This window comes from Marinomonas profundi (assembly GCF_020694005.1).
GTDB lineage: Bacteria > Pseudomonadota > Gammaproteobacteria > Pseudomonadales > Marinomonadaceae > Marinomonas > Marinomonas profundi.
This window is the reverse complement of record NZ_CP073013.1, coordinates 2,042,851-2,067,654: the sequence shown is the minus strand read 5'-3', so window position 1 is coordinate 2,067,654 and position 24,804 is coordinate 2,042,851. Positions and strand designations below refer to the sequence as shown.

At 45.6% G+C, this 24,804-nt stretch carries 26 protein-coding genes and 2 pseudogenes; 12 read left to right on the top strand and 16 right to left on the bottom strand.

What is annotated here, in order from left to right; genetic code table 11:
- Window positions 1-3: 3 nt before the first annotated feature.
- From J8N69_RS09660 to araD, 3 genes are read right to left on the bottom strand one after another with little or no spacing between them, the layout of a single operon-like run.
- Entirely contained in the window at window positions 4-552 is a 549-nt protein-coding gene (locus J8N69_RS09660; RefSeq protein WP_168824113.1) for a TRAP transporter small permease, read from the bottom strand.
- 10 nt (window positions 553-562) lie between these two features.
- Window positions 563-1,330, bottom strand: coding sequence for an HpcH/HpaI aldolase family protein (locus J8N69_RS09655; RefSeq protein ID WP_168824111.1), 768 nt, complete (start codon window positions 1,328-1,330; stop codon window positions 563-565).
- Window positions 1,331-3,052: an L-arabinonate dehydratase gene (gene araD, locus J8N69_RS09650; RefSeq protein WP_168824109.1), complete on the bottom strand. Its 1,722-nt coding sequence runs from the start codon at window positions 3,050-3,052 to the stop codon at window positions 1,331-1,333.
- A 201-nt stretch (window positions 3,053-3,253) separates the two neighbouring features.
- On the opposite strand from araD, the gene J8N69_RS09645 reads away from it, so the two are divergent.
- Entirely contained in the window at window positions 3,254-4,714 is a 1,461-nt protein-coding gene (locus J8N69_RS09645; protein ID WP_168824107.1) for an NAD-dependent succinate-semialdehyde dehydrogenase, read from the top strand.
- 74 nt (window positions 4,715-4,788) lie between these two features.
- Window positions 4,789-5,553 carry an SDR family NAD(P)-dependent oxidoreductase gene (locus tag J8N69_RS09640; RefSeq protein ID WP_168824105.1) on the top strand — a complete coding sequence of 255 codons (765 nt, stop codon included), beginning with the start codon at window positions 4,789-4,791 and terminating at the stop codon, window positions 5,551-5,553.
- An 82-nt stretch (window positions 5,554-5,635) separates the two neighbouring features.
- On the opposite strand, the gene J8N69_RS09635 is transcribed toward J8N69_RS09640, so the two are convergent.
- Window positions 5,636-6,727 (bottom strand): lactonase family protein, encoded by a 1,092-nt coding sequence (locus tag J8N69_RS09635; protein ID WP_168824103.1) that lies wholly within the window; start codon window positions 6,725-6,727, stop codon window positions 5,636-5,638.
- 245 nt (window positions 6,728-6,972) lie between these two features.
- On the opposite strand from J8N69_RS09635, the gene J8N69_RS09630 reads away from it, so the two are divergent.
- Complete coding sequence (locus J8N69_RS09630) at window positions 6,973-7,533, top strand: helix-turn-helix transcriptional regulator (protein ID WP_168824101.1); 561 nt, start codon at window positions 6,973-6,975, stop codon at window positions 7,531-7,533.
- On the opposite strand, the gene J8N69_RS09625 is transcribed toward J8N69_RS09630, so the two are convergent.
- The 3 genes from J8N69_RS09625 to J8N69_RS09615 all read right to left on the bottom strand — a co-directional run bounded on the left by J8N69_RS09625 (window position 7,530) and on the right by J8N69_RS09615 (window position 8,997).
- Window positions 7,530-7,832, bottom strand: a complete 303-nt coding sequence (locus J8N69_RS09625; protein WP_168824099.1) for a 4a-hydroxytetrahydrobiopterin dehydratase — start codon at window positions 7,830-7,832, stop codon at window positions 7,530-7,532. The two genes, J8N69_RS09630 and J8N69_RS09625, sit on opposite strands and share 4 nt — an antisense overlap.
- A 147-nt stretch (window positions 7,833-7,979) precedes the next feature.
- Window positions 7,980-8,402, bottom strand: a complete 423-nt coding sequence (locus J8N69_RS09620) for an organic hydroperoxide resistance protein (protein WP_168824097.1) — start codon at window positions 8,400-8,402, stop codon at window positions 7,980-7,982.
- 163 nt (window positions 8,403-8,565) lie between these two features.
- A complete protein-coding gene (locus tag J8N69_RS09615; RefSeq protein WP_168824095.1) occupies window positions 8,566-8,997 on the bottom strand; it encodes a MarR family winged helix-turn-helix transcriptional regulator in 432 nt (143 codons plus the stop codon).
- Window positions 8,998-9,207: 210 nt separating this feature from the next.
- Between J8N69_RS09615 and J8N69_RS09610 the strand changes: the two genes are divergently transcribed.
- Complete coding sequence (locus tag J8N69_RS09610; protein WP_168824093.1) at window positions 9,208-10,119, top strand: DMT family transporter; 912 nt, start codon at window positions 9,208-9,210, stop codon at window positions 10,117-10,119.
- A gap of 90 nt (window positions 10,120-10,209) precedes the next feature.
- Here J8N69_RS09610 and J8N69_RS09605 read toward each other — a convergent pair whose 3' ends face one another.
- Complete coding sequence (locus tag J8N69_RS09605) at window positions 10,210-10,680, bottom strand: Dps family protein (protein ID WP_168824091.1); 471 nt, start codon at window positions 10,678-10,680, stop codon at window positions 10,210-10,212.
- 259 nt (window positions 10,681-10,939) lie between these two features.
- On the opposite strand from J8N69_RS09605, the gene J8N69_RS09600 reads away from it, so the two are divergent.
- On the top strand, window positions 10,940-11,551 hold the full coding sequence (locus J8N69_RS09600) for a glutathione S-transferase family protein (RefSeq protein ID WP_168824089.1): 612 nt from the start codon (window positions 10,940-10,942) through the stop codon (window positions 11,549-11,551).
- 52 nt (window positions 11,552-11,603) lie between these two features.
- Here the strand turns inward: J8N69_RS09600 and J8N69_RS09595 are convergent, their stop codons facing one another.
- Window positions 11,604-11,882 carry a helix-turn-helix domain-containing protein gene (locus J8N69_RS09595; protein WP_168824087.1) on the bottom strand — a complete coding sequence of 93 codons (279 nt, stop codon included), beginning with the start codon at window positions 11,880-11,882 and terminating at the stop codon, window positions 11,604-11,606.
- Window positions 11,879-12,202 (bottom strand): type II toxin-antitoxin system RelE/ParE family toxin, encoded by a 324-nt coding sequence (locus J8N69_RS09590; protein ID WP_168824085.1) that lies wholly within the window; start codon window positions 12,200-12,202, stop codon window positions 11,879-11,881. Before J8N69_RS09590 ends, J8N69_RS09595 begins: the two co-directional genes overlap by 4 nt.
- A gap of 456 nt (window positions 12,203-12,658) precedes the next feature.
- Between J8N69_RS09590 and J8N69_RS09585 the strand changes: the two genes are divergently transcribed.
- The 3 genes from J8N69_RS09585 to J8N69_RS09575 are packed head-to-tail and all read left to right on the top strand — an operon-like array spanning window position 12,659 to window position 15,561.
- Window positions 12,659-13,510, top strand: coding sequence for an ABC transporter ATP-binding protein (locus J8N69_RS09585; protein WP_168824083.1), 852 nt, complete (start codon window positions 12,659-12,661; stop codon window positions 13,508-13,510).
- 12 nt (window positions 13,511-13,522) lie between these two features.
- Window positions 13,523-14,506 (top strand): ABC transporter substrate-binding protein, encoded by a 984-nt coding sequence (locus J8N69_RS09580; protein WP_168824081.1) that lies wholly within the window; start codon window positions 13,523-13,525, stop codon window positions 14,504-14,506.
- Window positions 14,503-15,561 carry a FecCD family ABC transporter permease gene (locus J8N69_RS09575; RefSeq protein ID WP_168824079.1) on the top strand — a complete coding sequence of 353 codons (1,059 nt, stop codon included), beginning with the start codon at window positions 14,503-14,505 and terminating at the stop codon, window positions 15,559-15,561. The genes J8N69_RS09580 and J8N69_RS09575 overlap by 4 nt, the downstream gene beginning before the upstream one ends.
- A gap of 68 nt (window positions 15,562-15,629) precedes the next feature.
- Here the strand turns inward: J8N69_RS09575 and J8N69_RS17195 are convergent.
- Window positions 15,630-16,064 (bottom strand): annotated as a pseudogene (locus J8N69_RS17195) (methyl-accepting chemotaxis protein); the annotation flags it as partial.
- A 105-nt stretch (window positions 16,065-16,169) separates the two neighbouring features.
- A pseudogene (locus tag J8N69_RS17190) lies at window positions 16,170-16,835 on the bottom strand (PAS domain-containing protein); the annotation flags it as partial.
- A 297-nt stretch (window positions 16,836-17,132) separates the two neighbouring features.
- On the opposite strand from J8N69_RS17190, the gene J8N69_RS09565 reads away from it, so the two are divergent.
- Window positions 17,133-18,191 carry a peptidase M42 gene (locus J8N69_RS09565; RefSeq protein WP_168824075.1) on the top strand — a complete coding sequence of 353 codons (1,059 nt, stop codon included), beginning with the start codon at window positions 17,133-17,135 and terminating at the stop codon, window positions 18,189-18,191.
- A gap of 128 nt (window positions 18,192-18,319) precedes the next feature.
- Here J8N69_RS09565 and J8N69_RS09560 read toward each other — a convergent pair whose 3' ends face one another.
- Window positions 18,320-19,267: an alpha/beta hydrolase family protein gene (locus J8N69_RS09560; protein ID WP_168824073.1), complete on the bottom strand. Its 948-nt coding sequence runs from the start codon at window positions 19,265-19,267 to the stop codon at window positions 18,320-18,322.
- 99 nt (window positions 19,268-19,366) lie between these two features.
- Here J8N69_RS09560 and J8N69_RS09555 point away from each other — a divergent pair, with 99 nt between their 5' ends.
- Window positions 19,367-20,275, top strand: coding sequence for an AraC family transcriptional regulator (locus tag J8N69_RS09555; protein WP_168824071.1), 909 nt, complete (start codon window positions 19,367-19,369; stop codon window positions 20,273-20,275).
- A 129-nt stretch (window positions 20,276-20,404) separates the two neighbouring features.
- Here the strand turns inward: J8N69_RS09555 and J8N69_RS09550 are convergent, their stop codons facing one another.
- From J8N69_RS09550 to J8N69_RS09540, 3 genes are all read right to left on the bottom strand, one after another.
- Entirely contained in the window at window positions 20,405-21,472 is a 1,068-nt protein-coding gene (locus tag J8N69_RS09550) for a methionine synthase (RefSeq protein ID WP_168824069.1), read from the bottom strand.
- Window positions 21,473-21,529: 57 nt separating this feature from the next.
- The gene (locus J8N69_RS09545; RefSeq protein WP_168824067.1) at window positions 21,530-22,504 is read right to left on the bottom strand and encodes a DUF1852 domain-containing protein; all 975 of its coding nucleotides are present in this window, start codon (window positions 22,502-22,504) and stop codon (window positions 21,530-21,532) included.
- A gap of 273 nt (window positions 22,505-22,777) precedes the next feature.
- Window positions 22,778-23,305, bottom strand: coding sequence for a DUF7482 domain-containing protein (locus tag J8N69_RS09540; RefSeq protein WP_168824065.1), 528 nt, complete (start codon window positions 23,303-23,305; stop codon window positions 22,778-22,780).
- Window positions 23,306-23,414: 109 nt separating this feature from the next.
- Here J8N69_RS09540 and J8N69_RS09535 point away from each other — a divergent pair, with 109 nt between their 5' ends.
- Entirely contained in the window at window positions 23,415-24,302 is an 888-nt protein-coding gene (locus tag J8N69_RS09535; RefSeq protein ID WP_168824063.1) for a LysR family transcriptional regulator, read from the top strand.
- A gap of 99 nt (window positions 24,303-24,401) precedes the next feature.
- The gene (locus J8N69_RS09530) at window positions 24,402-24,803 is read left to right on the top strand and encodes a RidA family protein (protein WP_168824062.1); all 402 of its coding nucleotides are present in this window, start codon (window positions 24,402-24,404) and stop codon (window positions 24,801-24,803) included.
- Window position 24,804: the final 1 nt, after the last annotated feature.

Genomic DNA, 24,804 nt, shown 5'->3' with positions numbered 1-24,804 from the left:
GGGCTATGCCTCGCTTTCGCTATCAGACAACACAAACTTGTCGTCATTAGATTCATTAAAAAGACGCGCAATACCAATCAAGAAAAGCTCGATATAGACCAACATCATCACGCCAAAACCAACTGGCATCGCCATGTAAGACCACGCTTTGGTAATAGGCAGCGCCGTTGCTAACATGCGCGTGCCTTTTAGAGCGAAATCTAAGCTTCTATTAAAGGCGTAATACAGCACAATCCCGACCAACAGATACAGCACCAGCTCCAGCAACAAGCTCAAGCGTCTTGGCAGAGACCCTAAAATAATATCGAGTGCCGCATGTTGCTTAGTACGAGACACCACAGGCAGTGTTAGAAACGTCATCCATACCATCAGATAACGCGCCAGCTCTTCGGACCAAGGTAATGAGTCGTTTAATACATAACGGCAAAATACCTGCACTAAAATGGTCGTCGTCATCACAGCCACTGCGGTAATCGCCAGATATTTGAAAACGAACACAAAGGCAGAGTTTATCTGCCCCAGAAACGTTATTATTCTTGTTAATAAAAGCATAGAGACACCTTTATGAGTTTTTCATTTGCGCCAAATGCGCTTTACACTGTCCCAGCATATTGGCCAAATCATTGGCAATCGACACAAAACTAAAGCCGACTTCTAGTGCCCATTTTGCATCATCAGGCGTTGGCATCACGGTTCCCACAGGAATCCCCGCTTGGTTACAGGCTGTCACACAGGCAACAATTTTTGCGCGTACATCAGGGTGATTCACCTGACCCGGCAAGCCCATGGTCATCGATAAATCTCCTGGGCCGATGAACACCGCACTGACACCATCAAGCTGGCCGATTTCGACCGCAAGCGCTAACGCTTCAACCGTCTCTAGCTGAGGAATCAAACACACTTGCTCGTTGGCTGCCGTCGGATAATCGTCACGCGTGGTATAACGCGCCGCACGATGCATTTTGGCAAAACCACGTTTGCCCAATGGCGGATACAGACTGGCTTGGACAATGGCTTTCGCGTCTTCCACCGATTCCACAAATGGGAAATACAAGGTCATACCGCCTTGATCCAATACTTGTTTAATCGCTATCGGATCATGGCTTGGCATACGAACTACCGCAGCCGTTGGCGTTTGCTCAATGGCACGCAAAATCGGCGTAGTATCGTGAATGCTGGCGGGACTGTGTTCTAAGTCCACCACCAAATAGTCATAGTTCAAAAACGCCATCGCTTCTGCCACCGTTGGGCTACCAGACAAAGTCCAGCCTCCAATCAACTTCTGACCATCCAGTAAACGCTGTTTAAATGGGTTAATCGTCTTGCTCATTTAGAATATCTCCGGTTCATCGATGACAGCGTCACCTTGTAAAAAGTCAAAGTCGCACCCTTCATTTGCTTGGGTGACATGGGTTGAAAACATAGCGCCATAGCCACGGGAAAATTTTGGCGGTGGTGGTGTCCAAGCCGCTTTTCGAGCCGCCATTTCTTCGTCACTTATCTCTAAGTTCAGCGTGCGTTTTTCTACATCCAAGGCGATCCAGTCGCCGGTTTGCACAAAGGCCAAGGGTCCGCCAACGTAAGATTCAGGCGCCACGTGTAAAATGCAGGTGCCGTAATGTGTGCCACTCATGCGCGCATCCGAAATACGCACCATATCGCGTACGCCTTTCTGCAGCAGCTTTTTCGGAATCGGCAAACCGCCCCACTCAGGCATGCCCGGCCCACCAATAGGGCCGGCATTTTTCAGTACCAAAATAGTGTTTTCATCGACATCCAAATCAGGGTCGTCGATCTGCGCATTCATTTGTGCGTGGTTTTCAAATACCAAAGCCTTACCACGATGATTTAATAAATGCGGAGACGCCGCAGACGGTTTACACACCGCGCCATCTGGACAGAGATTTCCAGTAATCACACCAATCGTACCGCGGTCATTTACCGGATTGTCTAAGGAACGAATCACATCCTCGTTGTAAATTTCCACGCCTTCCAAGTTCTCACCCAAGGTACGACCATTCACATTGCCTTGATCAAGATGCAGAAAATCTTTTAGACGCGTTAATAACGCTGGTAAACCGCCCGCGTAAAACAAGTCCTCCATCAGGTATTCGCCCGCAGGCATGAGATTGGCAATAACCGGCACTTTACGCGCCCACTCATCAAACAAAGACATAGGTAAATCAATACCTGCACGTCCCGCCATGGCGATCAAATGGATAATGCCGTTGGTAGAGCCACCCAGCGCAACATAGGTCACAATGGCGTTTTCAAAGGCTTCTTTGGTGGCGAGGGATTTGGGGGTCAGATCTTCAAACACCATTTTGGTAATACGTTCTCCAGCGAGAGAACACAAACGTTGATGCGCCGAGTCCGCCGCCGGAATGGTCGCAGAGCCGGGTAAACAAAAGCCCAACACTTCCGCCATAGAAGTTAGTGAAGACGCCGTGCCCATGGTGTTGCAGGTGCCCACCGAACGCGTCATTTTGGCTTCCAATTCAAGCCAATCTTCATCACTCAAATTACCAGCACGCTTTTCATCCCAAAACTTTCGAGTATGAGTGCCCGTACCAATTTTTTGACCTTTAAAGTTACCATTTAGGCTCGCACCAGCCGGAATATAAATAGCGGGAATATTCATACTGATGGCACCCATTAATAGACCCGGCGTGGTTTTATCACAACCGCCCATCAAAATCGCGCCATCAATGGGATGGCTACGCAGTAGTTCTTCGGTTTCCATCGCTAGAAAGTTTCGATACATCATGGTGGTGGGTTTCACCATCACTTCACCCAGCGACATAGCGGGCATTTCTAATGGATAGCCGCCAGCACGAATAATACCCTCTTTGACAAACTGAGCACGTTCTCTAAGATGAGTATGACAAGTACTGATGTCACTCCACGTATTAATAATGCCAATGACAGGGCGATTCATAAAATCGCTGCGCTTATATCCCGTCTGCTGCGTGCGTTGTCGATGCGCAAACGCTCGCATATTGTCAGGAGCAAACCAACGCTGACTGCGTAGGTCTTCGATACGTTTTACCATGATGCCGTCCTGTTTTTACCTTGTTTATTTTTATCATTCGATCGCTTAACCAAGAATGCTTGTTTACGACTTCTTAAAACTTGTGATATAACTCTTATATAAGACATAAGAGAAGTCAAGAACTATCCCCTTACCCATTAAAAATAGTGAATGAAAATAGTCACTAAAAATAAAACACACCAACTCATTAGAGGTACCGCAATGCTTGAACTAAATAACAAAGCACTCCTGCAAACCAAATGCTTAATCAATGGAGAGTGGGTCGAATCTGCAGAAGGCAACACGCTCGATGTATTCAATCCAGCCACAGGTGAATTAGTCGCAACCATTGCGAGTGTTGGGCCAGCAGAAACGCAACAAGCCATCATAGCGGCCGAAGCAGCCCAAAAAATTTGGAAGAAGAAAACAGCCAAAGAACGCGCGACATTATTACGCCGCTGGCATGACCTATTAATGGCCAACCAAGAAGACTTAGCGAAACTGATGACCGCTGAGCAAGGTAAACCATTGGCCGAATCTCGTGGCGAGATCGGCTACGCGGCGTCTTTCATTGAGTGGTTCGCTGAAGAAGGCAAACGCATCTATGGCGACATGATTCCAACGTACGCGCCAGATCGTCGCATCCTAGTAATGAAAGAACCGGTTGGCGTCTGTGCGGCTATTACGCCTTGGAATTTCCCTGCCGCCATGATCACTCGTAAAGCGGGTCCAGCTCTTGCAGCTGGTTGTACTATGATCATCAAGCCCGCTTCCGAAACACCATTAAGTGCATTAGCCATGGGCGTTCTTGCCATTGAAGCAGGCATTCCAGCTGGCGTAATTAATATCGTCGTAGGTAAAGCGAGTCCAATTGCCAAAACCCTAACAGACTCTTCTGTTGTACGTAAACTCACCTTCACAGGTTCCACACCGATTGGCAAATTGCTGATGAAAGACTGCGCCGATACGATGAAAAAAGTCTCTCTTGAACTCGGCGGTAATGCGCCATTCGTTGTCTTTGATGATGCCAATATCGATGACGCCGTTGCTGGCGCCATGATGTCAAAATACCGAAATGCTGGACAAACCTGCGTTTGTGCCAACCGTATCTATGTTCAGGCTGGCGTATACGATACCTTTGTTGAAAAGTTTGCCGCGCAAGTGTCGGCGATGAAAATCGGCCACGGTACTGAAAATGGCGTGGAACAAGGCCCACTGATTAACCGTGCAGCGGTCGATAAAGTGGACGAGCATGTACAAGATGCGATTAGCAAAGGCGGCAAAGTCGTTACTGGCGGAAAACGTCATGAATTGGGCGACAACTTCTATCACCCAACGGTTATCGCCAATGCCACACAAGACATGTTGTTTGCCAAAGAAGAAACCTTTGGTCCTTTAGCACCAATCTTCAAGTTTGAAACAGAAGACGATGTGATCGCCATGGCAAACGACACCGAATACGGTCTAGCGTCTTATTTCTACTCTCGTGACATTGGTCGTATTTTCCGCGTGGCAGAAGCCTTAGAGACAGGTTTAGTTGGCGTGAATGCTGGCGTCATCGCCACGGAAGTGGCGCCATTTGGTGGTTATAAAGAATCCGGTCTTGGCCGTGAAGGTTCTAAATACGGCATTGAAGACTACATCAACACCAAATACGTCTGTCTTGCTGGCTTAGATAAATAACAGATAAATCAAAACTTGTAGGGTGTGTTCATGCGCACGAGCACACCCATCTTTTTGTCGATCGGAGAAAATACATGCCGACATTAACCAACCAATACCCTTCTTTAAAAGACAAGGTTATTTTTATCACTGGTGGTGGCTCAGGGATTGGCGAATACCTTGTTCATCACTTTATAAAACAAGGCGCACGCGTCGCTTATATCGATATCGATGAGGCGAGCTCTGCCGTATTAAATCAAAAACTGAGCGACGAATTCAACGTCACACCTTGGTTTAGAAAAGTCGACGTACGCGATATTGCCGCCTTGCAATCCGCTGTAGACGACGCCGCACAAGAACTGGGCCGCTTAGACGTATTGATAAATAACGCCGGTAAAGACGATCGCCACAAGATTGAAGACGTCACACCGGAATACTGGGACAACTGCCTAAACATCAATATGCGCCCGCATTTCTTTGGCATGCAAGCCGCCGCTAAATGGATGAAGGAAGGTTCGAGCATAATCAATATGGGGTCGATCAGCTGGATGCGTGGTCGTGCTGGCATGGTGGGCTACACCACATCAAAAGGCGCGATTCACACCATGACGCGCACCATGGCACGGGAGCTGGGGCCACGCGGCATTCGCGTTAACTCGATTGTTCCTGGCGCCGTGGTCACAGGACGCCAAAAAGCACTCTGGCTAACCCCTGAATTGGACCAAGAATTTATCGATGTGCAATCCCTTAAATTCCGCATTCAACCAGACGACATTGTTGCCATGGCGTTATTCCTTGCCTCTCAGGACAGCCGCGCCTGTGCGGGACAAAACTTTATCGTAGATGCTGGGATTGTCTGATCCCTCTGATAAAAAGCAGCCCCTTCACACTCTGCAAAAAACAGAGGCGTATCAAAGGGGCTTCTGATCGCTTCACCAACCATCAAAACGCGACAATCTCTACCCAGTTTGCCCCGATACCGACTGGCGCTGAGTCAACTTTCGTCAACTCGCCAGATTGGGTATCCACCGAATATAAGCCGACATTCGTGTCTTTCTCACCTGATACCACCATAAAACGGCCATCTTTGCTGAGCGCGAAACCTCGCGGCTGTTGTTCAACTTGCGTTATATCTTGATAGCTTGGAAGCCCTGTGCTGTGATCAATCGATAAGGTGACAATGGTGTTTGTGGTTCTTTCCGACAGATACAAAAAACGACCATCAGCCGCTAACTGCATATCAGCCGCCCACACTTTAGGGTGATCGTTATCTGCGTTAACTGAAGGCGGAACGCCATTTTCAAGCCCTAATATCTTCGCGGGAACGCCTTCACTCACTCCTTTTAGCGTCAATAATCCGCTCGTAGAATCAAAAGCATACGTGGTTACCGTACCTGACAACTCGCCTAAAACGTAGACGTATTGACCATCATTAGAAAAGACAAAATGCCGAGGGCCAGCATAATGTTCGGTTTTCACAGCCGCGGGGGTATTCGGTGTCAGTTGTCCATTTTGCTCATCAAACCGATACTGCCTGATCTCGTCATCCCCCAAGCTGGTGGAGAAGACAAAACGATTATCTGGGCTAGCATGAATAGCGTGCGCATTGCGGCTACTGGGTATCACTTGTTGCGCATCGGCAGTGATTACGCCTTGCTCATTAATCGGACTAACACTAATCAAATTACCACCATAAGAGGCAGCAAACAGAAAGCGTCCCGATTTATCGGTATCAATATTGGCCATACTCACTGGCAAACTGGCTTCACCTTCTGCCAACAAATCCCCCGATGTTGAATCAATACGATACGAAATCACTCTAAAGGATTCTGAACGAACAGCGGCATACACATGCGATTTATCAGGACTCACTGCCAAAGGCATCACATTATCGCCCGCGGGCGTGCGCCCAAGAAACACCAGTTTACTGTGATTGTCGTCTAGGTAATTGTCGTCTAATAAATATCGAGCAATCGTGCCGTCTTTGGCATTGGACACATACACATACTGACGCGCCTTGTTATTCTGAGACATTATCTAATCCTATGGTGAGAGACCTTTTATTTTTCTTACTTTCCCTACCAATACAATAAAGCGGAATCGGAACCAGTAAAACCCCTTTTTTAAACGGGCTCGGCAAGTGCCAACTCAGTACGGTGCAATAGTATCAATAAAGGTCTTTTGTTACTTATCTGTCATATTAATTCTGTACTCTCATTTCATTCGCGGTATTCAACCTCGCTTTTTTAAGGCTGCTGTTAAGCCTACGGAGACGACAAATGAAGATGAAAGGCCAGTTAGACAGTGCTTTGCCAATGAAGAAGCATAAAGCTAAATCTAAGAAAAATGGGTTAAAAAAGAAGCAGCAGCAGCAGGGCAAGTTAGAAGAAATACAGACTAAGACAGGCAAAGTCAACATCGCGACGGAACCGGTGACAGCAATCAAAAAGACGGCGGCTATTTCGAATGCTGCTGTTGAAGCAGAAGTCGAAACGGTCAACTCAACAAGCAATGTACCTCGTCAACGCGTGTCTAAAAACGTAGAACCCATGACGAAAGAAGAGCAGTTGATCGCCATTCACCAGATCATCAAGCGCTTATTGTTGGATGATCTGTCACAAGGTGAGGCTTTGCGGGAATTACGCGTTGGCGTATTGGGCATTAGACAAGATTCCTATACAAAACTGTCGGGCGTTTCTCGTAAGACCTTATCTGAGATCGAAAACGACAAAGGCAATTACACCGCTGAAATCCTTAATAAAGTGTTCAAGCCTTTTGATATAAAAGTGGGTCTAGTGCCGACTTCCAGCCAACTATTGTCCGCTATGCTGACTCATTAATTTGCAAAGGCTTCCATTTTCTTGGCAAGGTCAAAGTCTTTAGGTGAAATCCCCGACACATCATGAGTCGTCAGTTGAACCTTTACTTTGTTGTAAACATTGAACCATTCTGGGTGATGGTCTTGCTTTTCAGCATAGAGTGCACAAAGGGTCATAAAACCAAAAGCGTGTTGAAAGTCTTTAAATTTGAAAGTTTTACTGAGTTTGTCGTTTTCTATTGTCCAGTCTTGTGAGGTTTCTGTATTTAGCTGATTAAGTGCGTCTTCTATCTCGTGTGGTTCAAGCTTTCGATGTGTCATGCTTTTTCACCTCTATTTAAATCAGAAAATTTATTGTACCAAGCACCAGTGTAGTCGCTTAAGACTGGGATTAAAACGCAACAAAAAATCCCTTTCGCAATCTAGTGCAAAAGGGATTTTTAGCGTTAACGATTTAATGGAAAACCATTATTTGATAGTGAAGTTCACCTCAATGTTGCCACGAGTTGCGTTTGAGTACAGGCAAACCTTGTGAGCGGCTTCAACCAACTGCTCTACCACGTCTTTTTCCACACCAGGAATATTCACTTCCAAATCCGCGCAGATGGTAAAACCTTCACCTTTAGTGTTGGCACCGATACCAATAGTGGCAGTGACGTTAACATCATTAGGCACTTTTACTTTCTGTTGTGACGCCACTAACTTCAACGCGCCAATAAAACAAGCCGAATAACCTGCGGCGAAAAGTTGCTCTGGGTTCGTCCCTTCACCACCTGCGCCGCCTAGTTCTTTAGGTGTGCTTAGCGCCAGATCCAACTTGTTATCAGATGAAATAGAACGGCCATCGCGGCCACCAGTAGAGGTTGCTGTTGCACTGTATACGGCTTGCATAATATTGCTCCTAGAATGACACTATTAAATTAAGTTATTTGGATAATAATTATCGCGATAACTATATAATCAAATAAGTACAATCAAATAAAAAGTTAAATAAAAGCTCAGTGACCTGAGCTGTTGAATTTATGTTATTGCAATAACTATTATTGCGCAAGTACTATTTTATTAATTTCGCCCTTAACGCCATAAGCTGCTCGCGCAAAGCCACCACCTCACTCATCTCAAGCCCACAGGCTTCAGCCACACAACGGTTCACATCTAACCCTTGCTCACGCAATTTTTTACCTTTTTCTGTCAAGGCGATGCTCAAGCTACGATCATCGTCCACACCACGTAAACGCTGCACTAAACCATCCGCCTCCATACGTTTGATCACCGGCGTCAACGCCCCAGACTTTTGCCCAAGCGCATCGCTGATGTGTTTCAAACTGACACCGTCTTGCTCCCACAGAATCAACATTACCGTGTATTGTGGGTACGTCAGACCAATCGCCGAAAGCGGCTCTTTGTAAAACTGCGTCATTGCCAACGACGTTGAGTACAAAGCAAAACAAAGCTGGTTATCAAGTAATAATGGATTAGGTTTCATAGTCTCACAGTAACAGTTATAACGATAATAATGTCGAATTCTACCGCATTTTTGCCTCCAACAAATACAGTACTTGACCATATCTATCTTTTTCTGTGTATGCCAAAGTTCGACGTTCTCCTTTATCCTATTCCTCATAGACCATGGCTTCGAAAAAACAGCGCGTCGTGCAAGCTATACGACAAAACCTAATCGGGAGTTAAGTTAAGAATGCATCGTTCAAACAACACAATCGGCAGCATTGAGCTCATCTTAGCCATGATGCTATCTGGCACCATTGGCTATTTTGTTATCAGCTCAGGGCAAGCATTTTGGAATGTGGTGTTTTTCCGCTGCGTCATTGGGGCCGCCGTTCTGGGAGGCTACGCTTATTATGCGGGGCTGATTCGTCGTGAATTTTTCCAGCGCAGCGTACTGCTGATGATTATTTTAGGTGGCGTCACCTTAGTCGGGAACTGGATCTTTCTGTTTGCCTCGTTCAACTATATTCCCTTCTCTATCGCCACCGTGGCCTATCACATGCAGCCATTATTTTTAGTGCTAGTAGGCGCGTTAATCACCAAAGAAAAGTTATCGGCCAGCTTACTGTTTTGGCTCGCCTTGGCGTTTGTTGGCTTGTTTTTGATCGTGGAATTAGACCTGACTGAGATAAGCGCGCTCTTCTCCGGTCAGGCAAGCCGCGACGGTTCGTCTGGGTTATTCGGCTTATTACTCGCTTTAGGCGCCGCGCTGCTCTACACCGTAACCACATTGGTCACCAAAAAAGTCAGCCAAGTGCCTTCCACCTTTGTGGCTTTGGTACAGGTGATCGTTGGCATTTTTATGCTCTTGCCCTTTGCCGATTTCGACACTTTACCCACGCAAACTGGCCAATGGATCGATCTATTGATACTCGGTGCCGTGCTAACCGGATTTATGTACATCATCCTATACGATAGTTTTCAAAAACTGCCCACCAGCCTGATTGCTCTGCTGTCTTTTATTTACCCGATCACCGCTTTGTTTGTCGACCATTTTGCCTTTTCAACACACATCAGCCTAACGCAAATAGTTGGCGTGATACTGATATTACTGGCAGTGAGCGCGGTAAAATTTAATTGGGCGATAAAACGCAAGGCGTAAAAAAACCAGCGACCAATGACGGTGGCTGGTTTTACTGATGAAACATTCATCAAGCACGTTGAAACGTACCATTCAATCACTCATACGCGACTAAGCTTGGGTGGCTCTTAGCATCCACGCGGTTTTCTCATGCACTCGCATACGATCAGATACCAGAGACGCAGAAGATTCATCATCGGCTTCTTGCGCTACTTTCAATACTTTACGTGCGGTTTTGACAACCTGCTCATGGCCTTTGGTTAAGTACTTAACCATGTCCGTCGAGCTTGGCACACCATCTACTTCTTTCACCGAACTCAGTTCTGCGAAGGCTTTGTAAGTACCTGGCGCGGCAACGTCCAAAGTACGAATACGTTCTGCAATATCGTCTACAGCAAGCGCTAATTCTTGATACTGCTCCTCAAACATTAAATGCAATTCACGAAATTGAGGGCCAGTAACATTCCAATGAAAATTGTGTGTCTGTAAATACAGGGTATAGGTGTCAGCTAAAAGATGTTTTAACCCTTCTGAAATTTCAGATCGATTTTTTTTACTGATACCAATATCAATGTCTGTCATGTTATTACCTCATAGTTAGATTTGTGATAACGCTTTTTCCCACCCGTGCTTCCCGCGCATTTTTTCGCAAAAAGCCAAGTGGGCAAAAAAAACAGCCGTATTTCATTCATTTGTATTTATATTATTACAATAAAATGCGCTGCCCCGAAACCACATGACATTGAAAAAATAAGGAGATAATGTGGGAAAAAGTGGCTAGATTGTTAACTTAAGTAATGCCAAACAAAAATGAAAGCCATCAACCAAGAAGGAAAGACTGATGATTCTGCACGATTTTTTGCCCTCGGGAAACGGTTATAAAATTCGTTTGTTATGCGCTTGCCTAGGTCTAAAAGTGACGCTAAAACAATACGATATTACCAAAGGAGAAACACACACAGAATCCTTCTTGGCGATGAATCCGAACGGCAAGATTCCTGTGTTGGAATTGGATGATGGACAATGCTTGAGCGAAAGTAACGCCGTCCTTTTATACTTGGCCGAGCAGTATCCGTCTTCTTTATTGCCAAGCGATCCGATTCTCAGAGCCAAGGTCTATAAATGGTTATTTTGGGAGCAATACAGCCACGAGCCTAACATTGCCTCGCCACGTTTTTGGCTGACTCACAACGCCATGACAGAGCTAAAAAAACAAATGCTGCCGGATCGTATTCAGCAAGGTCACGCAGCGTTAATACAAATGGAAGAGACCTTAGCAACACACGTGTTTTTAGTGGGAAATACCATGACGCTGGCGGATATTTGCTTGTTTCCTTACACCCACGTAGCAGAGGAAGGCGGCGCTTATCAGCTGTCTGCGTACCCCAATATCCAACGTTGGATTAAAGCGATTGAAGCAATGGATTGGTTTATTCCCATTATCCAAAGGTGACTCATATAAAGCGCCCGCTGCTGAATGCATCGGGCGCTTGCGATGTGATTTGCTAAGGCACCTTTTGCGCTTTCAGTGACAACTCAAAACCACACGCATGAGCATATTTAAGCAGCGTCGCCCAGCTTGGATTAGCATTGCCTCGCTCTAAGCGACTAATGTTGCTTTTTTGAGTATTCATCTTTTCTGCCACTTGCTCTTGCGTTAACCCAGCTTTCGTTCGCATAGAGAGCAATTGATCAATGAAATTAAACTCGGCTTCCAGCTTATCGTATTCTGCTTTGACGTCAGAATTCTCAAGAGCGCGCTGCTTCAGTTTTTGTAAACTCATCTTTTTTGAACCTCTTTCTGGCGTTGACGTGCAAGCTCCAGCTCATTTTTAGGCGTTTTTTGTGACTTTTTAACAAAGGCATGCAAGATATAAATATGCTTCCCTTTTAAGTAACAAAACAAACTACGGCCAATGCCTTCTTGAGCTTTCGCCCTAATCTCGAATAATCCGTTACCCATAGAATCTGTATGAGGCGGCCCTAAATTAGCGCCATGCTTCTCCATCAGCTCTAATAGTTTAATCATCCTCGATTGGATTTTGGGTGGCATTTGAAGAATTTGATCTTCCACACCATCATAAATGTCTATCTTCCAAGTCATATTTAATCATTCCCTTATTATCATAAATGATAACTTTACTGTTTTTCCTTGTCCATTCATTTTGCCCTTCATGAGTTCAACTGTATTTTTTATCCGAAAATAACAGTGAACCTCATTTCTATTTAAACGTAGCAAAATATTTCTACGTAATGCCTCCTTTGACACTTATGACACCCCCTAAAGAGTGTCATGTTCTCCAGCCAATCTAACGTGTTACAGCGCTCGTTGCACGCCTGTATTGAATTAACACATGTGAAGATGAAAATTCTCCAACCCACACGGCTTGTTCCGTCAAACCCGCTTCCGTATAGTCTGTGCTCTATCCTATCAGCCCTTTATACATGGCTTACGGTCGCTATCCAGAGGGATTCTGTCGTGCTATCAAGAGAGATTCAGTTGTGCAACTGGATATTGATGTTATATTATAACAAAACAAACAACGGACATTAATTCACCTTGATTCGTAAAACCGCTTTAACCTCACCAAACGATCAACAACGAGACGATTCGCCTTACTCGTTTTTTTCCAGCTGCACACCCGCCAGTATGCAACTGAACGAGGTTGCTTGGTCGCCTTATCGAGATAAAGCCTTACTCAAACCCATCTCGGTCAGTGTCCATTCTGGTGAGTTTCTGGCGATTGTTGGGCCAAACGGTTCAGGCAAAACCAGTTTATTGCGCTGTCTTTATCGCATTAATAAACCCACCAGCGGCACTGTCTTACTGGACGGCAAAGACCTTTGGTCGTTGTCGCCACGCCAATGCGCGCAACGCATCGCAACAGTGTTACAAGATACTGGCGGTGAATTTGGCTTGAGCGTTTTTGAAATGGTAGAAATCGGCCTGACACCAAGATCCCTTGCTTGGGGACGTTCCGAAGAAGACACACACATTATAGAAAGCACCTTAGCCTTGCTGGATGTGGCCCATCTGTCCAAGCGATCTTTTGACTCTTTGTCTGGCGGCGAACGCCAACGGGTGATGATAGCCAGAGCCTTGGCACAAGGCCCCGACGTATTGATTCTGGATGAGCCTACTAATCATTTGGACATTCGCCACCAGCTTGATGTGTTGGCTTTATTATCCAAGCTGCCTTGCACCATTATTGTCTCTTTACATGATTTGGCTCTGGCTTCCGCCTACGCCGACCGGGTTTTAGTGATGCAAAACGGTGAAATGCAAGCCTGCGCGCCACCTAGCCATGTGTTTACCGAACAACGCATAAAACAAGTGTTTGATGTGGAAACCATCATTGATGAGCATCCCATCACACAAAGACCCAGATTTTCTTTCTATATCAATGATTAATAGGACAGACACATGACAGCGAACGTCAACATAGCCATCAAACACACTTCATTACTTATCAGCGGCGCATTACTTGGCCTTTTACACGCAGGTTTAGCCAACGCTTCTGGCTATCCTGTAACGGTACAAAGCTGCGACCGTCAGGTCACTTTTGATCATGCTCCCAAAGCGGCGGTCTCAAACGATGTGAACTTAACTGAGATGATATTGGCCCTTGGCCTGCAAGATCACATGGCTGGATTCACTGGCGTTTCTGGCTGGAAAACCCTTGATCCAAGCCTGCGCAATGGCATTGGCGAACTGAAAGAACTCTCACCCAAATACCCGAACAAAGAAGTATTACTGGGCGCCGATGCGGACTTTTATTTTGCTGGTTGGAACTACGGCATGCGCGTCGGTGGTGGCGTCACACCAGACACCTTGGCACCGCTTGGCATCAAGGTTTACGAGCTAACCGAAAGCTGCATCCACGTTATGGACAAACCCAAAGTCTCCATGCATGACATGTACAACGACCTATTAAATCTAGGGCGTATTTTTGGCAAAGCAGAACAAGCACAAAGCTTAGTCGATGGCTACCAACAAGACCTTGCCAAGCTCCAAGCCAATCTGACGTCACAAACAAGCGTGCCTAAAGTCTTCGTGTACGACTCTGGCGAAGAACAACCCTTCACCTCCGGTCGCTTCGGCATGCCAACCGCACTAATCGAAGCAGCAGGCGGTAAAAACATCGTCGATGATGTGCAGAAAAGCTGGACTCAAATTGGTTGGGAAGCCGTTATTGATCGAGCACCAGAGGTGATTATTATCGTCAACTATGGCGATGTGACGGCAGAACAAAAAATTAATTTCTTACGCAGTAATCCCGCTTTCGAAAATATTCCAGCGGTGAAAAACAACCATTTCGTAGTATTGGAATATGTCGAGGCGACTCCAGGGCCACGCAATATTAAGGCCATTAAACGCTTAGCCGAGGCTTTTAGAACCGCGTCATGAAAGCAGACATCAAAAAGCTAACCATCATGGGACGTGTTCCCTTACCAGCGCTATTAATTATGCTGAGCATCTTACTGCTGTTATTAATGGGCGTGGCGATTGGTGTGGGTTCTGTGTCAATCAGCCAATCCACCGTGTGGAGTGTGATAGGCCACAAATTATCAATCACCCATACGCCGCCTAACTGGTCACTTGGACGTGAGAATATTATCTGGGCCGTGCGCTTACCACGCACCCTACTGGCGGCCATGGTCGGTGCGGCCTTGGCAATAGTGGGCGCGGCGCTGCAATCGGTGACGCGCAACCCTTTGGCTGATCCACATTTATTGGGCGTGTCTTCTGGCGCCGCCCTTGGCGCCATCATCGCCTTGCTGCACACGGGCATGATTCTAGGCGTGGTGACCGTGCCGGTGTTTGCTTTTTTGGGAGCCTTGCTCGCTATGTTCTTAGTCTTAGCAGTGGCCAATTTTTCTTCAGCGCACAGCGCGGGACGTTTGATTCTAGCGGGTGTGGCGGTAGCCTTTGTGCTGACAGCGTTGGGAAACTTATTCATCTTTATGGGCGATCATCGATCGTCCCATACGGTGATTTTCTGGATGTTGGGCGGCTTAGGGTTGGCTCAATGGGGACAGCTCTGGTTTCCGCTGGTGACATTGGCGCTAGGCTCTGGCTATCTGATTTACAATGCTCGTTACCTAAACGCCATGACATTAGGCGATGAAAGCGCCAGCACCTTGGGCGTTCCCGTCGAACGCTTTCGCCTGATGGTCATCGTGGTGTGCGCGCTGCTGACTGGCGCAGCCGTGGCTTTTTCCGGCGTCATCGGCTTTGTTGGCCTCATGGTGCCGCATATTGTGCGCTTGTTAGTTGGCGGGGATTATCGCAAAGTCTTGCCCTTGTCGGCGCTATTCGGCGCGCTGTTTCTCGTCGCAGCAGACATCGCCTCTAGGGTTCTGATTCCCCCCGAAGACATGCCCATTGGCATTATTACCGGCCTTGTCGGCGGTGTTGCCTTTGTCTTTTTGATGCGGAAAAAACGCAACGTCTCGCTGTGAATCCACCAGGTAATCAACCCTTGGGATTCACAGCGAGGCAGTCACACATTTTTTGAACAACGCGACCACTATAACCTATTGTTAAATTGGCTCACCGCATCAACCACTTGTCTCGATCCTGTTTGAATGTTGTTCATTACCTGGCCTGCTTCAGTAGAAAGGTCCAGCGCTGTTTGCGCTTTTTCTAAGCTTTTTTCGATCAGCAGTACCGCTTGCTCGGTCAATTTACGATTATCACTCACCACTTTTATAATTTCTTCTGTCGCAGAACTGGTTCGTGAAGCAAGCTGCCTTACTTCATCGGCAACCACCGCAAAACCTCGCCCCTGCTCGCCTGCCCGCGCGGCTTCTATCGCCGCATTAAGCGCAAGAAGGTTCGTTTGATCTGCAATACCTCGAATGCTTTCTACCAGCGCAGAAACCTTTGCCGATTGAGTGTTCAACTCCGCAATACCCGTATTCGCACTGTTCATCTGTGCAGACAATTCGTTCATGGTCTGAATCGTAGACTCTATAACTTTTTTACCCGCTAATGCATCTGCGTCACTTTTTTTGGACACTTCATGGGCAATTTTCGACGTTTCTGCAATGGCTAATTCTCGGTTCATCTGCTCCGTAATCACCGTAGCAAGCTTGATAACCTTATACAGCTCGCCACTTTCGTCATACACTGGATTGTATGATGCTTCCAACCACACAATCCCACCACGACTATCCAACCGCTTAAACCGCTGCGATACAAACTCACCAGAACGAAGGCGTTGCCAGAAGGTCCGATATTCTTGGGATTCTGCTTCTTCTGGCTCACAAAAAATCTTGTGATGCTTACCGATAACTTGGCTTTTTGAATAACCCATACCTTTTAAAAAGTTATCATTGGCGTCCAAAATAAGGCCATCCAAACTAAACTCAATCATCGCCGAAGATCGATTAAGGGCAGACAAAATATCTTTTAGCTCTTTAGATTTCGAGATGGTACGCGTCAGCTCAATAGAGTATGCCTCTAGTGTAATCTCGCCGCTTTCAGCTCTTATTTTTGGCTGAATAATGGTACGAAACCAAGCCTCTTTAGTATTTTTCGTTTCTAACGACAATGCCCCATGCCAGTGAGCTTTTTCACTGATGCAAGACAATATGCGCTGCCCTTCTACTCTTTGTTGGAATTTTGATGGCATTAAATCCCTGATATTTTTTCCAACCACGACGTTTTTTTCATAACCACATGATGTCAAAAACAACGTATTAACTTCGATGATTCTTCCTTCTGGCGTCATCGAAAAAAACAACATTTCCTCACGGATATCCGCTTGCGTTTGCTGAAAAGAAGACAACTCTTTTTCCAACTCAACAATACGAGCTAGCCGTTTACTATTACGAAAAAACATCTAGGTTTCCCCTAACAATTAATCACTCATGGGCCTATATTACGAAAGCCACCTATTAGATGGATCATATTTTACTCACTTCCGACTAAATAAATACGTAATTAATCGCTAAAAACAGTATGTAAATCATTTAATTCGGTTTATAAACAAGGTTCCGACATCCCCCTATTTTTGGAATCTATCTGCATGCCTAGTGATGACTTTATCGACCTGTTAAAACTGCTTATTCGCGCGCCCAGTGTGGTTGGTGCAGAGCATTCATTTTTTCGCGTGTTACAACGTGAATTGGAAGAACGAGGGGCACATGTTACTTGGTACGAAGGTTTGTTGGTTGCTCAAGGCAGCGATCCATTTAGCACCATGTTTTCGGCGCATATTGATCGCCATGGTTTGGTGTGCACCGGTCCAAATGAATTCCAATACGCGGCGTTTGTGTCGGCAAACCGCACCGATTTATTGAACAACTCGGTGTCTGAAGAATTGATGACCAAGGTCACAGAGCGTTTCAACCGTGAAGAAGTCTACGCATACGAGCCTTGGTCTGGCGTTTATCGCGGTAAAGGCACCATTAAAAGCTCTTACGTGTGCGAATTCCGTAACAACTTAATTTTCGAAACCGAAGGCCTAGAAGGCGTTGTTGCCGGCACGCCAATCGCCTTTAAAGATCAGCTGCAAGTTGTCGACAATCGCTTAGAAGGCCAGCTCGATAATGTGATCTCAGCAGCGGCCTTGGTGCATCTTTTTGATCATGGTTTTAAAGGCACGGCCTTTTTCACTGCCCAAGAAGAAGCCGGCAAAAGCTGGCGCTATTTACTGGAATGGTTCCGGCGCTTTGGTGGCTCCACCAACCGTTTATTTGTGGTTGATACCAGTCCATTTCCGAATGTGGAAGCGGCTAATGAGCAGCTGCTTGTACTGCGAGAAAAAGACGCCAACGCCACCTTTAACCAAGACAGTACCCAGCTACTCGAAGCACTGTGTGTGAAAAACAACATCAGTTACTTGTATAAAAACCGTTACGTAGAAAATGAAAACGCCAAACGGGCTGAACAAGGACTACCGCCAAGTTCTCTTGGTAGTACCGAGCTTGGTCGTATTATCGCCGCGTCCAATGGTTTAGTGGACGGCACCACCATTCAAATCCCCACCATTGGCTATCACACCATGCACGAATCCGCAGCGGTGGAATCGGTCGATGCCTTTATTGATATGCTAAAAGTCGTGTCGAATATTGCTGATATTTAGCGATTCACCAGACGCTATTTATTTCTATTACAAGCAACACATAAAAAGTCCCGTTTCGATACATGAACTCGAACGGGATTTTTTATCTAGCCTAATACCAGCGTCTAGGCTAATAGACCTCAAGCCTCCTACTTACTTGCTATGTAAGCGTGGTTACTGGCAAAAGTAGCTAGTGCTTTACAAGCCTCTTCCCATGAATAGTCATGCTCGTATAAAGCCGATTTTAAATAAGCTGAGGTCATTTTTTGTGTAATGGCAAGACGATCCGGGTCTTCGTCATCGGTTTCTTTTGCATCATAACCAGCAATGCCACCCAGCCCATGTTTACCGCCAATTAGTGTTAGTAAAAAATCACTACCTGATGAGATGTGGTAGGCATCGGCATGCCAATCTGCATCTCGAGTTGTAAAGTGGGGGCTAAGATCCTCATCGCCATACACTACTAAATTTCTGGTGGTCATGGATGAATAGTCTGGATTAATTTCAGGGAACCTTTCTCTTGCTGATTCAATTAAATCATCTCCCCCTTTGCCCACAGCCGCTAATAGGACTCCGACTTTGATGCGCTGATCTAATACGTTTTTGATATGCGGTAACGTCATGCCCATTAACATGGCCGCCGTCATAGATCCTGCAGAGTGCCCCACTATCGCGATGCGTTCTTTATCTAATCGACCAGAAAGGCAGGCTGTGTCACGCTCAATTTGTGCCAAATTGTCCAAAATGGTTTTCATTTCAAGCACTCTTTGGTTGAGAAAAAGCGGCGCATCTGCATGACTATTGCCTAGACCACCCACTCTTGAGCTTGCATGGGTAGGTTGAATAACAGCAAATCCTTGCTCAGCGTAATAGTTTACCAGCGGGGCGTATCCGTCTTTAGAGGGCAGGTACGACGATGGACCATGACCATGTGAAAGCAAGATAATTGGAATGTTATTACCACTTAATGGCAGGGTAATGCGCAGTTCAAGTGGTGTTTCACGGCCTGCAATTGGCAGGGTAATTGGGCTAATAGACAGGGTAAGTTGTCGATTAGACTCTGGGATGTTCTTAGATTCGGTAACGAGATTATTCATACAAGCTCCTTTAAGTGGTTGAGCTGCTAACTCTATCTAAAGGTGCTTGTACAATATATAATGAAAAGTCCATATTACATTATCAATGGTATTTAATTAATGGATCCTCTTTCGAGTATTGTGACCCTACTGCAGCCAAAAGCCGCTTTTTCTAAGGTGGTGCATGCCGCTGGCACATGGCGAATTAGGCGCGAAGAGATCGGCAATCCTTTTTATTGTGTTGTGTTAGAAGGAAGTTGTGAGTTCACATTAAAAGGCGATGAGCCGATTTATTTAACCGCTGGCGATTTTGTGCTTGTTCCAGAAGCGCACGCTTTTACTGTCGCCAGTAGCCATCCTCCGGCGTTGGACGAAGCCGATACGGTGCCCACAAAAACCGCAACCAGCACTTATTTTGTAGGTGAAAAGGGCAATGAGTTGAATGCGCATTTACTCATTGGCCATTGTCAATTTGAGGCACCTGATTCAAAAATATTGGTATCGCTGCTTCCCAAACTGGTTCATATTCGCGCCGCAACAAGGCTAACGACTTTGGTCGAGCTGGTTATTGAGGAATCGTTGGCACAGCGCCCCGGACGTGATTCCGTACTGGCTCGATTATTAGAAATTCTACTTATTGAAGCTTTTAGAACGAAGATGGATACGCCGGATGTGCCCGGCTTATTAGTCGGTTTAGCCGATGAACGCCTTGCCATTGCGATCCGAAAAATCCATCAAGATGTCAGTCAATCATGGACGATTGATCAATTAGCAAAAGCCGCCTCCTTGTCCCGCTCCGCCTTTTTTCAACGCTTTAGTAAAGCCGTGGGCTATACGCCAATGGAGTATGTCATTGCATGGCGCATGGCAATCGCAAAAGATCTCTTAAGGCGTCAAACGTTTAGCATGGCCACCATTGCAGAAAAGATAGGTTATCAATCTGCCAGTGCATTTAGCTCTGCTTTTAGCAAACATACAGGGCAAGCTCCGTCAAAATTTTTGGCTGAAGACAGTTTTGTTGATGGATAGTCGCAGGAAGTTTAAATAAAGCAAGGCCAACTTTAATCGCTTTATTACTAACACAGCAAATTCAGAAAGCTAGAAAAAACCCGTCTCGATCTATAAATTTGAAACGGGACTTTTTACGCTTGAGGCCAATTAATTCAACGACAAAGCCAACTCTTTTCGAATGATGTCTGCACCTGCCGTTAAGGCATTTAGTTTACCTCTTGCCACTGCACGAGGCAGCGGCGCCATGCCACAGTTAGTGCAAGGATAGAGCTTGTCAGCATCAACAAACTGCAGGGCTTTGCGTAAGGTGTTGGCGACTTCCTCTGGTGTCTCTATGGTATCGGTTGCCACGTCAATCGCGCCGACCATGACTTTTTTTCCGCGAATCAGCTCAAGCAGCTCCATGGGTACATGAGAGTTATGGCATTCAAGCGAAATAATATCGATGCTGGATTTTTGCAGCTTAGGAAAGGCTTCTTCATATTGTCGCCATTCAGATCCAAGTGTCTTTTTCCAATCGGTATTGGCCTTGATGCCATAGCCATAGCAAATATGCACCGCAGTTTCGCATTTAAGCCCTTCAATAGCTCTTTCCAAACAGGCAATGCCCCACTCATTCACATCATCAAAAAATACGTTAAAGGCCGGTTCATCAAATTGGATGATATCCACACCCGCCGCTTCTAACTCTTTGGCTTCTTGGTTGAGAATTTTGGCGAATTCCCAGGCGAGTTTTTCACGACTTTTGTAATGGTCATCATAGAGCGTGTCGATCATGGTCATTGGGCCTGGCAACGCCCATTTAATCGGTTGCTTGGTTTGCTGACGTAAAAACTTAGCCTCTTCAAGAAAAACAGGCTTAATACGACTAACAGGGCCGACCACCGTAGGAACGCTCGCATCATAGCGGTCACGAATTCTCACCGTCTTACGATTCTCAAAATCAACGCCGCTGAGGTGCTCAATAAAGGTGGTAACGAAATGTTGGCGCGTTTGCTCACCGTCACTAACAATATCAATACCCGCTTGCTGTTGCTCTTGCAGTGAGATACGCAAGGCATCCTGTTTGCCATCAATGAGTTGATCACCTTGCAATTTCCAAGGAGACCAAAGGGTTTCTGGCTCTGCAAGCCAAGAAGGTTTAGGCAAGCTGCCTGCCGTTGACGTGGGCAGGAGTGTGTTTTTAGTCACTGTTTTTTCACTGTCTGTTTTCATAATAAAGAGGACCGTCTATTCAATTTCATGTTGGAAAATAATCATCAAAAATCGCGTTTATGCGCAATGAGCAGACCACTGCTCAAGTACCCTTTGGTATGGCTTTATGAAATGCTGCTCAGCAAATCTGCCTTGTTCACTCGCCAATTGATTGCGCTCTTCACGGTCATAAACAATTTGCGTGATAGAGTGATCGAGGTTTTTTAAGTTCGGTTGATAACGCTTTCCTGCAACCGCGTTAGCATTGTAAATTTCTGGTCGGTAGATTTTCTGGAAGGTTTCCATTGTGCTGATGGTGCCAATCAGCTCAAGATTGCTGTAATCGTTCAGCAAATCTCCTACAAAATAAAACGCTAACGGTGCAGCGCTGTTGGCTGGCATGAAGTATCGAACCTGTAAGCCCATCTTTTGAAAGTATTGCTCGGTCAAAGAAGTACTATTTGGCTGATATTCAACGCCCAATACTGGATGCTGATTTCCTGTTCGCTGATACGTTTTGTTGTCTGACACACTCAGACAAATAACAGGTGGCTTAGAAAAGTTCTTTTTGAAACTGTCTGACTTCACGAAGCTTTTAAAGAGTTTGCCATGCAGGTCGCCAAAATTATCAGGAATGCTAAATTCCGTTTGGTCTTTGTTATGGTTTGGTAGGAGGACGCTGAAGTCATAGTCGCGTACATAAGAAGAGAAATTGTTTCCGACAATGCCCTCGATACGCTGTTCAGCTTGGTGATCAAAAATATTCGTCTTCAGGATTTCAATGGTTGGGAAGGTCTGACCCTTTCCTTCAATATCGACATCGACCGAAACGATTTCAAGTTCAACAGAATAACGATCTCCCTTTGTGTTATCCCAATGCGCCAAGGCATTAAAACGATTGTTAATCATCCTTAGCGCGTCGCGTAAATTCTCCTGTCGTCTCTCTCCCCTAGCCAAATTGGCAAAGTTAGTAGTTATGCGCGTATTGTCTGATGGATGATAATTTTCATCGAAGCCAATGCGCTTAATGGTAAAGGTAAAATCGTTATTCATGATGATCTGGTATCCTATTTTCTGAAGTGAAATAGGGATCTATTCCTTGTTCTCACTTGCCAGTTTTTGATTGATGGCGATCAGCCTAGTGACTATGTGAGTACAGTTATACGCAATCACAATCATGAACAAAAATGAATTAAATTTAATTATTGTGAATATTATTCATACAAAGAAAATAGACACACCTCTGGGGTAGGAGTTCTCAATCAAGAGCAAGAGAGGCTGTTGGCAGACAATAACGCCCTAAGTAGAGCGTTATTTTATCGGGCGCTAATCAACAAGAGGAAACGGAATGACAGGGCAATTGAGCACAATATCGGTTCGTTCAATGGTAACCAAACCTTGATCTTCTGCAGTCAAAATCGCTTCTTCAGACCTCAGCTCTTTTGCCTTGCTTGGGTCTTTCCACACCACGACGTACATCAGCCAAAGCGGCGAATAATGGGTATTTTGACTTTTAAACCCCAGTGGCTCGGGGACAGACGCAAACACACTGCGCGCTTGCTCTTTATTGGGGAAAGCATACACACGCTCTAGTACGGTTTTGACTTGGGGCGGTTTCGGATACTGAGGCACAGCATCACGCAAACGAGGAGCATAATTGGCATTTTTGGCTTTTGCTACAGCTTGATCTGACACATCTGTAGTAATGTAGAGAACTTCTTTGTCATCATGCCAGCCATGTAGTAACGGCAAACTAACACTAGCCTGCCGAGTTTGTTCATCTTGAATAGAATGAAGGCTGCAAGAAGCCAATGATAAAACACAGACAATTCCTAAGAAACATTGACGCAACATGCCATTCACTCCAGAGTGTTTTAAATAGAAAGAGTCTTGAAAACTACCATTTAACGGCTATTAATAACATCTATACCTATCTAGACCACTAATAGTCAACGAGACATGCATGATAGATAAACTTGAAATACATCACCTTAGAACATTAAGCGCTCTTTATCAGTTCGGCAATATTTCAGCGGCGGCGGAGCATCTTAGCGTTTCTCAACAGGCGATCAGTCTTCAATTAAAAAAGATAAGAGCCATTCTTGAAGACCCACTCTTTGTACGAACGGGCCACGGGATGATGCCAACGACCTACGCCAAGGAGATTGAGCCACACATTCAACAAATACTGATCCAAATACATAACATTCCTTTGGCCAATACCTTTTCACCACAGGAAATAGCAAGAACACTGGTCATCTGTGCAACAGACTACACGCAAGAAGTGATCGTCACCGAGCTAATTAGAGAACTTAGACAGTACGCACCTAAAGTTAAAGTGATCGTTACCAATATCGAACACGTCAACCTAACCAAAAAAATTCACCAAGGCTCAATAGACATTGTTTTTACCACCAGCGTTTATGCTCCCGAAGGATTGATTTCTACTCCGTTATTTACAGAGAAATACTTATGTGTAACAACGAATAAAGCCATTGAACGTACTCATAACCTATCGCTAGAACAATTAACCAAACACGACTTCGTCATCGTTTCTCCAGGCGTTGGAAGTTTTATAGGCTCTGCTGATACTTGGTTTGAACAACAAGGTTTTCCACGTCATGTTGCCGTATCCGCCCCGTCCTTTCATATGGCTAAAGAAACCTTAAAACAGTCAAACATGGTGGGATTCATTCCTTCGAGACTACTACCGTACGATGGACTATTTGAACTTCCGCTAGAAAAATACCCACCGGGTTATCAAGTCGTAGCGGCCTATCACCCAGGCGCAAAACATGACCCATTAATTCGCTGGTTACTGGATAGCATCCAAAATAAGTTTACTAATTAAAGAGAGTTAAGCTTGTATGAGTCACAAGCTTAACTTTATCGCCAAACGCCCCACGCACCTCTACCCTAGCGTCACTTTAAACACTATGTAGAGGTCATTATGTCCATTAAACGCATTAACCCACCATCTTTGTATGATGGTACGGCAACAGGCATGTCACAAGCCACGGTAGATACCGATACGGGATTGGTTTTTATTTCAGGGCAAGTCGACTGGGACACCGATTTTCAAACTCATAATCACGACATAAAAACACAAACTGCCAATGCGGCAAAACATTTGATCACGGTGCTCGAAGCAGCAAATTCTTCAGTCGAGAATATCTTGCAGCTACGGGTTTATGTTCGCGGTGAAGTGGCTGACCATATGGCAGATATTGTCCCAATTATCGCCAGCACATTAGGCACATCACGCCCAGCATTAACGGGAATTGGCGTCGCCTCTTTGGCAACACCAGAGACTTTAATTGAAATTGAAGCTGTGGCAAAAGTCGTTCGATAGT

What these genes read in the sequence shown, in the direction of transcription:
- J8N69_RS09620 (WP_168824097.1), bottom strand. Translation starts at nt 8,402, where the DNA reads ATGCAAGCCGTATACAGTGCAACAGCAACCTCTACTGGTGGCCGCGAT.
- J8N69_RS09535 (WP_168824063.1), top strand. Translation starts at nt 23,415, where the DNA reads ATGATAGATAAACTTGAAATACATCACCTTAGAACATTAAGCGCTCTT.
- J8N69_RS09660 (WP_168824113.1), bottom strand. Translation starts at nt 552, where the DNA reads ATGCTTTTATTAACAAGAATAATAACGTTTCTGGGGCAGATAAACTCT.
- J8N69_RS09580 (WP_168824081.1), top strand. Translation starts at nt 13,523, where the DNA reads ATGACAGCGAACGTCAACATAGCCATCAAACACACTTCATTACTTATC.
- J8N69_RS09550 (WP_168824069.1), bottom strand. Translation starts at nt 21,472, where the DNA reads ATGAAAACAGACAGTGAAAAAACAGTGACTAAAAACACACTCCTGCCC.
- J8N69_RS09530 (WP_168824062.1), top strand. Translation starts at nt 24,402, where the DNA reads ATGTCCATTAAACGCATTAACCCACCATCTTTGTATGATGGTACGGCA.
- J8N69_RS09590 (WP_168824085.1), bottom strand. Translation starts at nt 12,202, where the DNA reads ATGACTTGGAAGATAGACATTTATGATGGTGTGGAAGATCAAATTCTT.
- J8N69_RS09655 (WP_168824111.1), bottom strand. Translation starts at nt 1,330, where the DNA reads ATGAGCAAGACGATTAACCCATTTAAACAGCGTTTACTGGATGGTCAG.
- araD (WP_168824109.1), bottom strand. Translation starts at nt 3,052, where the DNA reads ATGGTAAAACGTATCGAAGACCTACGCAGTCAGCGTTGGTTTGCTCCT.
- J8N69_RS09555 (WP_168824071.1), top strand. Translation starts at nt 19,367, where the DNA reads ATGGATCCTCTTTCGAGTATTGTGACCCTACTGCAGCCAAAAGCCGCT.
- J8N69_RS09545 (WP_168824067.1), bottom strand. Translation starts at nt 22,504, where the DNA reads ATGAATAACGATTTTACCTTTACCATTAAGCGCATTGGCTTCGATGAA.
- J8N69_RS09640 (WP_168824105.1), top strand. Translation starts at nt 4,789, where the DNA reads ATGCCGACATTAACCAACCAATACCCTTCTTTAAAAGACAAGGTTATT.
- J8N69_RS09565 (WP_168824075.1), top strand. Translation starts at nt 17,133, where the DNA reads ATGCCTAGTGATGACTTTATCGACCTGTTAAAACTGCTTATTCGCGCG.
- J8N69_RS09540 (WP_168824065.1), bottom strand. Translation starts at nt 23,305, where the DNA reads ATGTTGCGTCAATGTTTCTTAGGAATTGTCTGTGTTTTATCATTGGCT.
- J8N69_RS09615 (WP_168824095.1), bottom strand. Translation starts at nt 8,997, where the DNA reads ATGAAACCTAATCCATTATTACTTGATAACCAGCTTTGTTTTGCTTTG.
- J8N69_RS09595 (WP_168824087.1), bottom strand. Translation starts at nt 11,882, where the DNA reads ATGAGTTTACAAAAACTGAAGCAGCGCGCTCTTGAGAATTCTGACGTC.
- J8N69_RS09635 (WP_168824103.1), bottom strand. Translation starts at nt 6,727, where the DNA reads ATGTCTCAGAATAACAAGGCGCGTCAGTATGTGTATGTGTCCAATGCC.
- J8N69_RS09630 (WP_168824101.1), top strand. Translation starts at nt 6,973, where the DNA reads ATGAAGATGAAAGGCCAGTTAGACAGTGCTTTGCCAATGAAGAAGCAT.
- J8N69_RS09600 (WP_168824089.1), top strand. Translation starts at nt 10,940, where the DNA reads ATGATTCTGCACGATTTTTTGCCCTCGGGAAACGGTTATAAAATTCGT.
- J8N69_RS09560 (WP_168824073.1), bottom strand. Translation starts at nt 19,267, where the DNA reads ATGAATAATCTCGTTACCGAATCTAAGAACATCCCAGAGTCTAATCGA.
- J8N69_RS09605 (WP_168824091.1), bottom strand. Translation starts at nt 10,680, where the DNA reads ATGACAGACATTGATATTGGTATCAGTAAAAAAAATCGATCTGAAATT.
- J8N69_RS09645 (WP_168824107.1), top strand. Translation starts at nt 3,254, where the DNA reads ATGCTTGAACTAAATAACAAAGCACTCCTGCAAACCAAATGCTTAATC.
- J8N69_RS09575 (WP_168824079.1), top strand. Translation starts at nt 14,503, where the DNA reads ATGAAAGCAGACATCAAAAAGCTAACCATCATGGGACGTGTTCCCTTA.
- J8N69_RS09625 (WP_168824099.1), bottom strand. Translation starts at nt 7,832, where the DNA reads ATGACACATCGAAAGCTTGAACCACACGAGATAGAAGACGCACTTAAT.
- J8N69_RS09610 (WP_168824093.1), top strand. Translation starts at nt 9,208, where the DNA reads ATGCATCGTTCAAACAACACAATCGGCAGCATTGAGCTCATCTTAGCC.